Origin of the sequence: Burkholderia sp. MS389, assembly GCF_016899425.1 — a bacterium.
GTDB classification, from domain to species: domain Bacteria; phylum Pseudomonadota; class Gammaproteobacteria; order Burkholderiales; family Burkholderiaceae; genus Burkholderia; species Burkholderia sola.
On sequence record NZ_CP045996.1, the window covers coordinates 677,337 to 691,085 of the forward strand.

Sequence of the window (13,749 nt, forward strand, 5' to 3'; positions counted from 1 at the left end):
TTGCCCCGTGTGGCAGCGGGATCATCCGGATGTCGGGGTTTTCACTATTGGTAAGATCGGATGAGGATAGATAAATTGGCTTGACCAAATTCGGTTTGATTGCTGTAATTCATCCAAATTGGACTGACCAGATAGTGCCGCGGTCGATCCACCCCAAGGAGACGCAATGGCAATGCCTCGCAATCTGCCCGGTCAGGCCGCGCACGACGAAGCGGACCGGGAGATCCTGCGCCTGGACGGGATTCGCAAGCGCTTCCCGGGCGTCCTCGCGCTCGACGGGATTCGCCTCGACCTGCGCCGCGGCGAGGTGCATGCGGTGTGCGGCGAGAACGGCGCGGGCAAATCCACGCTGATGAAGATCATCAGCGGCCAGTACCTGCCCGACGACGGCGTCGTTCACTATCGCGGCGCGCCGGTGCGATTTCGTTCGGCTTCCGAAGCGCAGGCGGCCGGCATCTCGATCATTCACCAGGAACTCAATCTCGTCCCGCACCTGAGCGTGGCGGAGAACCTGTTCCTCGCACGCGAGCCGCGGCGCGGGCCGTTCGTCGATACGAAACGGATGAACGCGGATGCGACGCGCTGCATCGCGCGCATCGGGCTGAACGTGGCCCCGACGACGAAGGTCGGCGTGCTGTCCATCGCGCAGCAGCAGATGGTCGAGATCGCGAAGGCGCTGTCGCACGATGCGCGCGTGCTGATCATGGACGAGCCCACGTCGTCGCTGACGGAAGCGGAGACGGTGCAGCTGTTTCGGATCATCGAGGAACTGCGCGCCGACGGCGTGGCGATTCTGTATATCTCGCACCGGCTCGACGAAATGGCGCAGATCGTCGATCGCGTGACGGTGCTGCGCGACGGGCGTCACATCTCGACGGACGATTTCGCCGACGTGAGCATCGACGACATCGTCGCGCGCATGGTCGGACGTACGCTCGACGACGCGTATCCGTCGCGGCAATCGGTGCCGACGGACGACGTGCTGCTCGACGTGCGCGACCTGCGCCGCGACGGCGTGTTCGGGCCGGTGTCGTTCGCGCTGCGCCGCGGCGAGATCCTCGGTTTCGCGGGATTGATGGGCGCCGGGCGCACCGAGATCGCCCGCGCGATCTTCGGCGCGGATCGCATTGACGGCGGCACGATCGCGCTGCACGGCCGGCCCGTGACGATCCGCTCGCCGCGCGAGGCGATCCGGCACGGCATCGCGTATCTGTCGGAGGACCGCAAGAAGGAGGGGCTCGCGCTGCCGATGCCCGTCGCGGCGAACCTCACGCTCGCGAACGTGCGCGGCATCACGTCACGCTTCGGATTCCTGCGCTTCGAAGACGAGCTCGACGTCGCGCGCCGCTACGTGCAGGACCTCGCGATTCGCACGCCGTCGGTGCACCAGCGCGTGCGCAACCTGTCCGGCGGCAACCAGCAGAAGGTCGTCATCGGCAAATGGCTGTACCGCGGCTCGAAGATCCTGTTCTTCGACGAGCCGACGCGCGGCATCGACGTCGGCGCGAAATTCGCGATCTACGGGTTGATGGACCGGCTCGCCGCTGACGGCGTCGGCGTGGTGCTGATCAGTTCGGAATTGCCCGAACTGCTTGGCATGACCGACCGGATCGCCGTGTTTCACGAAGGTCGATTGACCGCGTTGCTCGACACTCAACACACCAGTCAGGAGGAGATCATGCACTACGCGTCGGGGCGTTCCCATGCTTGAAATGACATCCGATCGAAGCCAGGCCGACGAACGGGCGGCGCGACAGCGGCGGCGCGACCTGATCCAGAAGTTCGCGGCGCTGGGCAGTCTCGTCGTGCTCGTGTTCGCGTTCTCGATATCGAGCGCGGCGTTCTTCTCGGTCGACAACCTGATGACGGTCGGCCTGCAGGTCACGTCGATCGCCTATCTGGGCGTGGCCGCCACCTGCGTGATCATCACCGGCGGCATCGACCTGTCGGTCGGCTCGGTGCTCGCGCTGGCCGGCGTGTGCGCGGCGCTGCTCGTCAAGGCCGGCGTGCCGGTGCCCGCCGCGATGGCGGCCGGCATCCTGGTCGGCGCGCTGTGCGGGCTCGTCAACGGCATCTGCGTGACGCAGATGGGCCTGCCGCCGTTCATCGCGACGCTCGGCATGATGCTCGTCGCGCGCGGCATCGCGCTGCAGATCACCGGCGCGCGGCCGGTCTCGGATCTCGGCGACGCGTTCGGCGCGCTCGGCAACGGCGCGCTGCTGCGGATCTCGCACATCGGCGCGGACGGGTTCCCCGACACGACCTTTCCCGGCATCCCGTATCCGGTCGTGATCATGGTCGTGCTGTTCGTCGTGGTGTCCGTGCTGCTGTCGAGAACGTCGCTCGGCCGGCATATCTACGCGGTCGGGTCGAACGCGGAAGCCGCGCGGCTGTCGGGCGTGAACGTGCAGGGCGTGAAGCTGTTCACCTACGTGCTGTCCGGCGCACTCGCGGGCGTGACCGGCTGCGTGCTGATGTCGCGGCTCGTCACCGGGCAGCCGAACGAAGGCGTGATGTACGAGCTCGACGCGATCGCCAGTTCGGTCATCGGCGGCACGTCGCTGATGGGCGGCGTCGGCACGATTTCCGGCACGGCGATCGGCGCGTTCGTGATCGGCGTGCTGCGCAACGGCCTGAACATGAACGGCGTGTCGAGCTTCATCCAGCAGATCATCATCGGCGTCGTGATCCTCGGCACGGTGTGGATCGACCAGTTGCGCAATCGCCGGCCCTGACCGGCAGCAAGCAGTCCCTACCAACGAGAAGCGGAGCGAGACATGAACAAATCCATCCTGCTGGCGGCATCGGCGTGCGTATTCGCGGTATGCAGCAGCGGCGCGCATGCGGCGGGCGGCGAGATCGCGGTGATCGTCAAGACGGTCAATTCGAACTACTGGCAGAACGTGCAGAAGGGCGCGAAGGCGGCGCTCGACGGCGCCAAGGGCTACACGATGACGTTCCAGGGCCCGGCGGCCGAGTCCGATATCAGCGGGCAGGTCAACATGGTCGACAACGCGGTCACGCGTCACGTGGCGGGCATCGTGCTCGCGCCGTCCGATCCCGATGCGCTCGTGCCCGCGATCAAGAAGGCGTGGGAAGCGCACATTCCCGTCGTGCTGATCGACTCGGCGATCGCGGACGCCGGCAAGCCGTACTACCAGGCGTTCCTGTCGACCGACAACGAAAAGGCGGGCGCGCTGTGCGCGAAGGCGCTGATCGACCGCATCGGGCAGTCCGGCAAGATCGCGATCATGTCGTACGTGCCGGGCGCGGGGTCCGAGGTCAGCCGCGTCGGCGGGTTCCGCAAGTACCTCGAGAGCCATTCGAAGCTGCAGGTCGTAGGCCCCTACTACTCGCAATCGCAAATGGCGACCGCGCTGAACCAGACGACCGACGTGCTGTCGGCGAACCCGGACCTGAAGGGCATCTTCGGCGCGAACGAGCCGACCGCGGTCGGCATGGGCCGGGCGCTGAAGCAGTCCGGCAAGGCGGGCAAGGTGGTGGCGATCGGCTTCGACGGCAACGAGGACTTGCAGGGCTTCGTGCGCGACGGCACCGTGCAGGCGATCGCCGTGCAGGGCTCGTGGCAGATGGGGAACCAGGGCGTGCGTACCGCGCTCGACGTGATCGAGCGCAAGCCCGCGCCGAAGCTGATCGATACCGGCGTCGTGATGGTCGACAAGCAGAATCTCGATTCGCAAGCCGCGAAGAACGTCCTGTACTGATCCCTTTACCCCGCATCCAGTCACGCCTCATGAACGCAAACGATACGCGCACCTTGCCGCGCAGCGGGCTGACGGTGTCCGCGCTCGGCCTCGGCTGCTCGCAGCTCGGCGGCCTTTATCGGCCAATGTCGGCCGCCGATGCCGCCGCGCTCGTCGACGCCGCGTGGGCGGCCGGCCTGCGCTATTTCGACACCGCGCCGTATTACGGCTACACGCTGTCCGAGCGGCGCGTGGGGGCCGGCCTCGCCCCGCGCGAGCGCCGCGCGTTCACGCTCAGCACGAAGGTCGGGCGGCTGATGCGCGCCGACGCCAGCGTGCAGCCGGGCGACGACGGCTGGGCCGAGCCGCTGCCGTTCCGGCCGGTCTACGACTACAGCTACGACGGGATCATGCGCTCGCACGACGACAGCCGGCAGCGGCTCGGGCTCGCGCGCGTCGACATGCTGTACGTGCACGACATCGGCGCGATGACGCACGGCGATCGTCACGCGCACTACTGGGAACAGTTGACGCGTGGCGGCGGGTTTCGCGCGCTCGACGCGCTGCGCGCGGGCGGCGAGATCGGCGCGTTCGGTCTCGGCGTGAACGAATGGGAAGTCGCGGCCGACGCGCGGAACGAAGCGGAACTCGATGCGGTGCTGCTGGCCGGCCGCTATACGCTGCTCGAACAGACGGCGCTCGAACCGCTGCTCGACGCGTGCGCGCGTGACGGGACGGCGATCGTGATCGGCGGCGTGTTCAATTCCGGCCTGCTCGCCGGCAACGGCAAGTTCAACTATGCGGACGCGAGCGCCGACGTGATCGACAAGGCCACGCGGCTCGGCGCGCTGTGCAACCGCTTCGACGTGCCGCTTCCCGCCGCTGCGTTGCAATTTCCGTTCGGCCATCCGGCCGTCGTGTCGTGCGTGGTCGGCGCGCGCAGCGTGGCCCAGTTGAAGCAGAACATCGACTGGTTCGAGCGCCCCGCGCCGGCCGAGCTGTGGGATGCGCTGCGCGACGAAGGTCTGATCGATGCGCACGCGCCGGTGCCGGGAGCACGCGCATGACTGCACGGATCGACGCCCATCAGCATTACTGGCGCATCGGTGCGCGAGCCGGTTGCTGGCCGCCGGCCGAACTCGATGCGATTCACCGGGACTTCGGCCCGGCCGATCTCGCGCCGCTGCTCGACGCGGCGCGCATCGATACCACCGTCCTCGTGCAGTCGCTGCCGAGCGAAGCCGATACGCGCTTTCTGCTCGATCTCGCGGCTGAAACGCCGCGCGTCGGCGCGGTGGTCGGCTGGGTCGACCTGAAGGCCGACGACGCACCGGCGCGAATCGCGGCGTTTGCATCCGCGCCGAAGGCGCGCGGCTTGCGACCGATGCTGCAGGATCTGCCGGACGACGCGTGGATCGACGATCCGCGGCTGGATCGCGCGGTCGCCGCGATGCGCAAGCATGCGCTGGGTTTCGATGCGCTGGTGATGCCGCGTCATCTCGATGCGCTGCATGCGTTCGCGCGACGCCATCCGGATCTGCCGATCGTGATCGACCACGGCGCGAAGCCGTTCATCGAGCGCGGCGAATTGCAGCCGTGGCTGTCGGCGATGAGCCGGCTCGCGCGCCTGCCGAACCTTCACTGCAAGCTGTCCGGCCTCTGGACCGAAGCGGGGCCGTCGGCCGGCCCGGATGCGGTGCGCGCGCGCACGCGGCCGTATGTCGATGCGCTGGCCGATCTGTTCGGGCCGACGCGCCTGATGTGGGGCAGCGACTGGCCGGTGCTGCGGCTCGCGTCGGCATGCGGCGGATACGGCGAATGGCTGGCCGCGTGCGAGGACGATTGCGCGCGGTTGCTCGGCGCCACGGCGCTGGACGGCCTCTTCGGCGGCAACGCGCGCCGCTTCTACCGGATCGACACCGCACGCCACGACGAATGAACCAGAACGAAAGGAACCCGACATGCTCAGCGTGATTTGCGAATCCCCCGGCGTGCTGCGCGTGCAGCATCGCGAACCGCCCGTGCGCGGCAGCGGCGAAGTGTTGTTGCGCGTGCAACGGGTCGGCATCTGCGGCACCGACCTGCACATCTTTACCGGCAACCAGCCGTACCTCGACTATCCGCGCGTGATGGGCCACGAGCTTTCGGCGGTCGTCGTCGACGCGGAGCCGGCGTCGGGGCTCGGCGCCGGCGATGCGGTATACGTGATGCCGTATCTGTCGTGCGGACACTGCGTCGCATGCCGTCACGGCAACACGAACTGTTGCGTGAACATCAAGGTGCTCGGCGTGCATCGCGACGGGGCGTTGGCCGAATACCTGAGCGTGCCCGCGCAGTTCGTCCACAAGGCCGACGGCATTTCGCTCGACCAGGCGGCGATGCTGGAATTTCTCGCGATCGGCGCGCATGCGGTGCGGCGCGCGGACGTCCGTGCCGGGCAGCGCGCGCTGGTCGTCGGCGCCGGGCCGATCGGCATGGCCGCGATGATCTTCGCGAAGCTGCGCGGCGCTGACGTCACGTGCCTCGACACGCGGGCCGACCGGCTCGCGTTTTGCCGCCAGCATCTGGCGGTCGATGCGGCGGTTGAGGTGGGGGAAGGCGACGCGGCGCGTCTCGCCGCGCTGACGAACGGCGAGTATTTCGATGCGGTGTTCGACGCGACCGGCAACCTCGATGCGATGAATCGCGGTTTCGAATTCGTCGCGCATGGCGGCAAATACACGTTGATCTCGATCGTGCGCGGGCACGTCGCGTTTTCGGATCCCGAATTCCACAAACGGGAAACGACGCTGCTCGCGAGCCGCAACGCGACGGCCGAGGATTTCGCGACGGTGCTCGACGCGATGCGGGCAGGGAGGATTCCCGACCGCGCGCTGAACACGCACCGCATGCGGCTCGACGAGGTGCCGGACGCGCTGCCGCGTCTGCTGGATGCAGGGCAGACCGTCGTGAAGGCGCTCGTCGAATGCTGATCCAGCGAATCCGGCACGCGGAGCGCACGCGATGACGCCGCCGATCCTGCAATTCGGCACGAGCCGCTTCCTGCTCGCGCACGTCGACCTGTTCGTCTCGCAGGCGCTGGACGATGCCCACGCGATGGGCGGCATCGGTATCGTGCAGACGACCGGCAATCCGGCCAGCCGCGCCCGCATCGACGCGCTGCGTGCCACCGGCCGCTATCCGGTGCGGATTCGCGGGCGCGAGCGCGGCGGCGTGGTCGACGAAGTCGTCGAGTGCCGCGCCGTGCATCGCGCGTGGGACGCCGAGCGCGACTGGGCGGAGATACGCGGCGCCGCGATCGAGACGGTGCGCGCCATCGTGTCGAACACCGGCGACGCAGGCTATCGTGCCGATCCGCGCGACACCGTGGACCTGCTGGCCCAACCCGGGCAAGCGCCGCACGGCTTTCCGGCGAAGCTGCTCGCGCTGCTGCATGCGCGCTGGCAGGTGCGGCCCGATGACGGCGTGTCCATCCTGCCTTGCGAACTGGTGACGAACAACGGCGACACGCTGCGCGACATCGTGCTGGACCTCGCACGCCGGTGGCGGCTGCCCGGCGCGTTCGCCGACTATCTGGGCAACCGCTGCGTGTGGGTCAACTCGCTCGTCGACCGCATCGTGTCCGAGCCGCTTCATCCGGTCGGCGCGATCGCGGAGCCGTATGCGCTATGGGCGATCGAACGACGTGCGGGCATGGCGCTGCCGTGCCGGCATGCACAGATCGTCGTCACCGACGATTTGCGAAGCCACGAGCGGCTGAAGCTGTTCTTCCTCAATCTCGGGCACAGCTGGCTCGCGGAACAGTGGCTCTCGGCCGGGCGCGACGCATCGGAAACGGTGCTGAACGCGATGAACGATGCGCGGCTGCGCGACGGTCTCGAAGCCGTGTGGCGGGATGAAGTCGCGCCGGTGTTCGTCGCGCTCGGCCTGCGCGAAACGGCCGAACGCTACGTCGACAGCGTGCGCGAGCGCTTTCTGAATCCGTTTCTCGCGCATCGCATCGCCGATATCGCGGTCAACCATCGCGAGAAGGTGGCGCGGCGGATCGAGCCGCTGCTCGCGCTCGCCGATTCGCTGGCGGTGCCGGCCGACCAACCGCGCTTGCGGCAACTCGTCGCCCGCTATGAGCCGGCCGGCATCGCAACCACTGGGAGAAATACATCGTGAAGCAACCGGCAGTCGTGATCCTTCACGGCAACGACAACGTCGCCGTCGCACTCGACGCGCTGGCGCCGGACGTGCCGATCGACGTGCACGGCGCACCGTTGCGGCTGGCGGACGCGGTACCGGCCGGCCACAAGGTCGCCACCGCGCCGATCGCGCGCGGCAGCGCGATCGTCAAATGCGGGCAGCCGATCGGCGTCGCGCTGCGCGACATCGCCGCGGGCGAGCACGTGCACGTGCACAACGTCGGGATGCCCGAGCGGCATGCGCACGACGACGGGCTCGTCGGCGACGCGCACGACGTGGCGACGGATCGCCGCGATACCTTCGACGGATTCGTGCGGCCCGACGGCAGCGTGGGGACCCGCAACTACGTCGGCGTGATCGCGAGCGTCAATTGTTCGGCGAGCGTCTGCCATGCGATCGCCGATGCCTACCGGCACGGCGCGCTCGATGCGTTCGGTCACGTCGACGGCGTCGTCGCGATCACCCATCAGAGCGGCTGCGGGATGTCCGCGACCGGGGACGGCATCGAACTGCTGCGGCGCACGCTCGTCGGCTATGCACGGAACCCGAATTTTGCGGGCGTGCTGCTCGTCGGCCTTGGTTGCGAAGTCAACCAGGTCGGCGCGCTCGCGCAACGGCTCGACGCGGCCGCGCCCGGCACCGTGCGCACGCTGGTGATCCAGGACGAGGGCGGCGTGCGCGACACCGTGGCCAAAGGCGTGTCGATCGTGCGTGAACTGGTGGAGGCGGCCGACGGTGCGCGTCGCAGCGCCGTGCCGGCCTCGCGGCTGACGGTCGGCCTGCAATGCGGCGGCTCCGACGGCTACTCGGGCATCACCGCGAATCCGGCGCTCGGCGCGGCCGTCGACTTGCTGGTCCGCAACGGCGGCACCGCGATTCTGTCCGAGACGCCCGAGATCTACGGCGCCGAGCATCTGCTGATCGCGCGCGCGGCGTCGCGCGACGTGGCCGAGCGTCTGCTCGGCCGGTTGCAGTGGTGGGAGCGCTACGTCGCCGACGACGGCGGCGAAATGAACAACAACCCGTCGCCCGGCAACCTCGCCGGCGGCATCACGACGATTCTCGAGAAGTCGCTCGGCGCGGTGTCGAAGGGCGGCCGCTCGCCGCTGCGCGCGGTCTACGACTATGCGGAGCCGGTGCGGCAGGCCGGGCTCGTGTTCATGGATACGCCCGGTTACGACCCGGTGTCGGCCACCGGGCAGATCGCCGGCGGCGCGAATCTCGTGTGCTTCACGACGGGCCGCGGTTCGGTGTTCGGCTCGAAGCCGGTGCCGACGATCAAGATCGCGACGACGACCGGCCTGTTCGAGCGGATGCAATCGGACATGGATTTCGACAGTGGCGGGATCGTCGCCGGTTCGCTGACGGTCGATGAAGCGGGCGAACGGCTGTTTCGGCTGATGCTCGACGTCGCGTCCGGACGCAGATCCCGCAGCGAGGACAACGGCATCGGCGAACGCGAATTCGTGCCGTGGCTGCGCGGCGCGGTCATGTGACGTGCGACGCGACGTGCGACCGCGCGCAATCGGACAGCGAAGGAGAAGCCGCGATGGAAACCCGCATGCGCGAGCCGACGATCGGCGAAATCGATCAGGACGGCTCGCTATCGGAACTCGAGAAGGGCTTGCTCGGCGAGGCGCTGAGGTTGCTCGCCGAGACGCGCGCGCGTGCGCTGGAACTCAGTGTCGAGGTTAGCCGGCGGCAGGGCGGCGCCGCGCCGGACGTCCACGATTTCAACCTGCCGACGATCATCGAACTGCAACGGCGCTTCGGTACGCGGCTTTGCCCGTGAGCGGCGCCGTTGCAGGATCGAGCTTCGCTGCCGGTTACGCCGCCGACAGCGTGATCGACACGCCCGTCGCGGTGTAGACCGGCGTGGCCTTGAACCCGTCGACCGTCACCGTCGCGAACTTCGCGGCCGCCGCCGCGCCGTCGATCAGCGCGATCGTGTCGCCGGCCTTCGGTGCGTAGCCGTTCACGAATGTCACGTGCAGCGTGCCGCCCGTGACGGTGAGCGGCCCGCCCACGCGCAGACGCCCACCGCCGTTGCCGTCGATATCGAGTTCGAGCGTCGTGTTGTCGAGCTGCGTGTAGCGGGTCGCGATCGTCACCGGCGCGGCGGCCGCGATCCGCACGCTGCCGCCCGGGCCGACGTACACGTCGCCTTTGCCGAACGCCGTCGGCGACGCGGCCGCCAGCGTGCCGCCGCTCACCTGCGTGCCGCCCGTGTACGCGTTGTTGCCCGCCAGCGTCAGCGTGCCGCTGCCTTGCAGCGTCAGCTTGCCGGCGCCCGCGACGTCGTTGCGCCACAGGTCGGCAGCACTGAGCCCGCCTTGCGATGCGTCCATCGACACGATCACGTTGCCGTTGAACGCGCCGTAGCCGTCGGCCGCCGCGAACAGGTTCAGGCGGCCCCAGCCTTCCGCGTCGTCCATCACCGGATAGCCGGACGGCAGCTCGGTCGTCTTCAGCACGACGCGCCGCTGGTCGGCGCTCAGGTACGGAAAGCGCGTCTGCAGCAGGATCTCCGCGCCCTTCGGCACGACCGGCGGCGCGTTCGTCGATTCGATCGCGCCGAAGCCGAACGTCATGCGGCGCAGGAATGCGGTCTTGTTCGTCGTGTAGTCGGCGAACCGGTCGGTGGCCGTCGTGCCGGAGCGCGCGAATGCGGAGAAGGTCGTCGCGCTCGTGCCCGTCAGTTGTTGCAGCGTCTGATGGGCTTGCGTGTACGCGGCCTGTGCGTCGCCGGCGTATGCGGTCAGGTTCGCCGCGCTGACGGCCAGCGCGAGCATGCGTCCGCCGATCACGTCGAGCGGCGAATGCATGCCGGCGAGGATCCGGTTCTCGCCGAGTTCGAGGCCGCGGCTGACCATTTCCTGGAAGCGTTCCGGCACGAGCCACGCCATCGTCGTCGCATCGCGCATCGCCTCGGCCGTGTGGCCGCTGATGAAGCCGCCGTCGGTCGCGGGCGTCGTGCTCTCGGCCGGCACGAGCGTCGGCGCGACGACGACGCTGCTGCTCCAGCGGTACGGGCGCGCATATTTGAAGAAGCGCTTCGACGGTTCGGTCGACGCGTTGTTGCCCATTTCGTTGAGCAGGTCGACGACCTTCCCGAAGCTGGCGTTGCCGCCGCTGCTGCCGACGCCGACGTTGTTGCCGGAATCGTTGTACAGCACGGTCGTCGCATCGGCGGGCACGCTGGTGATGCTGGTGGTCTGCTGGGCCGCGGTGCGCCATGCGGCGGTGAGCGGGCCCATGCCGTCGGTCACGCTGTAGCCCTTGCCGCGCCGGTCGTCGTAGTACGCGGCATCGGCCTGCTGCGGCGTGCGGGCGGTCGTCGCGTTGACCACGTACTGCACGTTGGCCGACAGCACCGCATCGTTCAGGATCGTGCCGCACGGCACGCCGCTGTTCGGCAGCCCGGAGCAGGTCGACGGCGAGATGGCCGGGAACGCGCCGTTCGCCGGCGCGGTCACGCCCGCGTCGACCAGCATCGTCGCCGGTTGCCAAAGGTCGAGAAAACGGCTCAACACGCGCACCGCGGCGTTGGTCGACAGCGTCGCATAGCGCGCATCGCCGCGCTGGTTGGTCGCGACGTTGTCGACGAAAGCGGGCGCGCTCGGGATCGGCGCGCTGTCGACGAAGCCGGGGTCGGCGGGCGGCGCCGGAACGGCCGCGGCGATCGTGGCGGTCGACGCGACGTCGTCGCCGCCGCCGCACGCAGCCAGTACGATCGCACTCGACAATGCCGCGACGTGCAGCGGGAAACGGCTTCGTGACGCAAACATGCAAGACTCCATCCTGAGGGTAGAAGACGGAGGATTGTGGTCAGCGATCGTTACGCGGTCGTTACGGAATTGTTTCGCGTCGCATGCGGCGGGCGAAAATTCCCACTATCTGGTTAATTTCCGATGCTGAACATGACGGACGGCGGAATTCATGCGCCGTCCGTCATCGATAGAGGGCGCCGGCCTACGCGCCCACCGCGCGCGTGTCCAGCCGGAACAGCGAGACGGCCTCGGCAAGCCGGTTTCCCTGTTCCTCGAGCGACTTCGAGGCGGCGGCCGCCTGCTCGACGAGCGCCGCATTCTGCTGGGTGACCTCGTCCATTTGCGTGATGGCCAGATTGACCTGCTCGATGCCGCGGCTCTGCTCGCTCGACGCCGCGGCGATCTCGCCCATGATGTCGGTCACGCGCGAAATCGCGTGCGTGACCTCGCTCATCGTATCGCCCGCGTTGTTCGCGATATGCGAGCCGTCCTGGATTTTCCGGACCGATTGCGAGATCAGCTCGCGAATTTCCTTCGCGGCGCTCGACGAACGCTGCGCAAGACTTCTGACTTCGCTCGCCACCACCGCGAAGCCGCGGCCCTGTTCGCCGGCGCGGGCGGCCTCCACGGCCGCGTTGAGCGCGAGAATGTTGGTCTGGAACGCGATCCCTTCGATGATCGCGGTGATCTCGGCGATCTTGGCGGAACTCGCGCTGATGTCCGTCATCGTGTCGACCATCAGGCCGACGGCCGAGCTGCCGCGCTGCGCGACCTCCGATGCGTTGTTGGCGAGGCCGCTTGCCTGCTGCGCATTGTCGGCGTTCAGGCGCACGGTGGACGTCAATTGCTCCATGCTCGACGCGGTTTCCTGCAGCGACGCGGCCTGCTGTTCGGTGCGGGACGACAGGTCCTGGTTGCCGGACGCGATTTCGCCGGCGCCGGTCGCGACGTTGCCCGATGCGGTACGAACCTCCGAGATCAGGCGGATGAGGTTTGCCTGCATGTCGCGCATCGAAGCCAGCACGCTGCCGGCCGGCGCGGCGCCGGTCGCGGCTTCGGCGCCGAGATTGCCGGCGGCGATATGGCCGGCGATATCGCTGAGCACGGCAGGCTCCGTGCCCAGCGCGCGCAGCAGGCCGCGGGTGATGAAGAGGCCCGAGATCGCGGCCGCGGCGGCGGCGGCGATGCAGATCGCGATCAGCATCAGTCGTCGCGACGTATAACGGTCGTCCGATTCCTTCACCAGTTGGTCGGCCCGCGAGCGCGAGTACTTCGCATACGTGTCGGTGGCCGCGACAAGCTGCGCCAGCAGCGGTCGACACTGTTCGTTGATCATCGTGATCGCCTGATCGCGCCGGTTGTTCGCCGCCGCGTCGACGATGGCGCGCGCCACGGGGCCGTACTGCGCCTCGATCGCCCCGATTTGCCGAACCAGTTCGCGAGACTTGTCGGACGCGCCGCTCCCCTCGCGGACCGCATTCGTCAGTTCGCCCATCAGCGCGCCGACTTCGCGGTCGGCCTGCAGCGCCGCTTCCTTCTCGATGTCCGCATCGCGCGGGCTGGCCGCGAGGACCTGGTTGCGGGCGGCGATCGCGCGCCGGTCGACGGCGGCGAGCACCTTGTCCGCCAGGGTCGCGCGGGCGTTGATGCCGTTGACATAATGGTCGAATGCCGCGTTCGCGTTGCCGAGCGAGACGATGCCGACGACGGAGACGAGCACGACCGTGCACGTAAGAAGTCCGAAAGCCATGATCAGCTTCGTGCGAACCGTTAATCGTCGATCGTTCATAGGAAGAATCCAGTTGTGGGTATTAAATAGATTTCCTGATTAACGGAACGGGGAACGAACAGTTTAGGACCGTCGCTCGAGGCAATCGTTTGCGGGTTGCCTGTCGTCAAAAAAATCCGGCAGCGCTCCGCATTCGTCACGCCGAACGGACGAACGGCTCCGTTTTCGCGCGCCACAACCGGTTTCTGCCTCGGCGTACCCGTGCCGGTCGCCGTCCGTCCGGCATCGCTCAACTTCCCGCCGACGGTGCCGTTAAACGGATCAGGGTCGCCCTTTTCAGCGATCCATTTCAATC

At 68.1% G+C, this 13,749-nt stretch carries 12 protein-coding genes; 9 read left to right on the plus strand and 3 right to left on the minus strand.

The window, feature by feature from the left end; translation table 11 throughout:
• Positions 1 to 166 precede the first annotated feature (166 nt).
• Genes GJG85_RS32645 through GJG85_RS32685 form a run of 9 tightly spaced genes read left to right on the plus strand, consistent with a single transcriptional unit; the run spans position 167 to position 9,687 of the window.
• Entirely contained in the window at positions 167 to 1,711 is a 1,545-nt protein-coding gene (locus GJG85_RS32645; protein ID WP_204384512.1) for a sugar ABC transporter ATP-binding protein, read from the plus strand.
• Positions 1,704 to 2,735 (plus strand): ABC transporter permease, encoded by a 1,032-nt coding sequence (locus tag GJG85_RS32650; RefSeq protein WP_050016800.1) that lies wholly within the window; start codon positions 1,704 to 1,706, stop codon positions 2,733 to 2,735. The genes GJG85_RS32645 and GJG85_RS32650 overlap by 8 nt, the downstream gene beginning before the upstream one ends.
• A gap of 42 nt (positions 2,736 to 2,777) precedes the next feature.
• Positions 2,778 to 3,725, plus strand: coding sequence for an ABC transporter substrate-binding protein (locus GJG85_RS32655; RefSeq protein WP_089490428.1), 948 nt, complete (start codon positions 2,778 to 2,780; stop codon positions 3,723 to 3,725).
• Positions 3,726 to 3,754: 29 nt separating this feature from the next.
• A complete protein-coding gene (locus GJG85_RS32660) occupies positions 3,755 to 4,771 on the plus strand; it encodes an aldo/keto reductase (RefSeq protein WP_050016804.1) in 1,017 nt (338 codons plus the stop codon).
• A complete protein-coding gene (locus tag GJG85_RS32665; RefSeq protein ID WP_050016806.1) occupies positions 4,768 to 5,643 on the plus strand; it encodes an amidohydrolase family protein in 876 nt (291 codons plus the stop codon). Before GJG85_RS32660 ends, GJG85_RS32665 begins: the two co-directional genes overlap by 4 nt.
• Positions 5,644 to 5,665: 22 nt before the next feature.
• Entirely contained in the window at positions 5,666 to 6,676 is a 1,011-nt protein-coding gene (locus GJG85_RS32670) for a zinc-binding alcohol dehydrogenase family protein (protein WP_089490426.1), read from the plus strand.
• 31 nt (positions 6,677 to 6,707) lie between these two features.
• On the plus strand, positions 6,708 to 7,871 hold the full coding sequence (locus GJG85_RS32675) for a mannitol dehydrogenase family protein (protein WP_204384513.1): 1,164 nt from the start codon (positions 6,708 to 6,710) through the stop codon (positions 7,869 to 7,871).
• A complete protein-coding gene (locus tag GJG85_RS32680; RefSeq protein WP_050016812.1) occupies positions 7,868 to 9,391 on the plus strand; it encodes an altronate dehydratase family protein in 1,524 nt (507 codons plus the stop codon). Before GJG85_RS32675 ends, GJG85_RS32680 begins: the two co-directional genes overlap by 4 nt.
• A 53-nt stretch (positions 9,392 to 9,444) precedes the next feature.
• On the plus strand, positions 9,445 to 9,687 hold the full coding sequence (locus GJG85_RS32685; protein WP_050016837.1) for a hypothetical protein: 243 nt from the start codon (positions 9,445 to 9,447) through the stop codon (positions 9,685 to 9,687).
• A 34-nt stretch (positions 9,688 to 9,721) separates the two neighbouring features.
• Here GJG85_RS32685 and GJG85_RS32690 read toward each other — a convergent pair whose 3' ends face one another.
• The 3 genes from GJG85_RS32690 to GJG85_RS32700 form a co-directional block, all read right to left on the minus strand.
• On the minus strand, positions 9,722 to 11,683 hold the full coding sequence (locus GJG85_RS32690; protein ID WP_124555360.1) for a phosphatase PAP2 family protein: 1,962 nt from the start codon (positions 11,681 to 11,683) through the stop codon (positions 9,722 to 9,724).
• 184 nt (positions 11,684 to 11,867) lie between these two features.
• Positions 11,868 to 13,454 carry a methyl-accepting chemotaxis protein gene (locus GJG85_RS32695; RefSeq protein ID WP_050016816.1) on the minus strand — a complete coding sequence of 529 codons (1,587 nt, stop codon included), beginning with the start codon at positions 13,452 to 13,454 and terminating at the stop codon, positions 11,868 to 11,870.
• On the minus strand, positions 13,451 to 13,747 hold the full coding sequence (locus tag GJG85_RS32700) for a hypothetical protein (protein WP_143328942.1): 297 nt from the start codon (positions 13,745 to 13,747) through the stop codon (positions 13,451 to 13,453). The genes GJG85_RS32695 and GJG85_RS32700 overlap by 4 nt, the downstream gene beginning before the upstream one ends.
• Between the last annotated feature and the right edge of the window lie 2 nt (positions 13,748 to 13,749).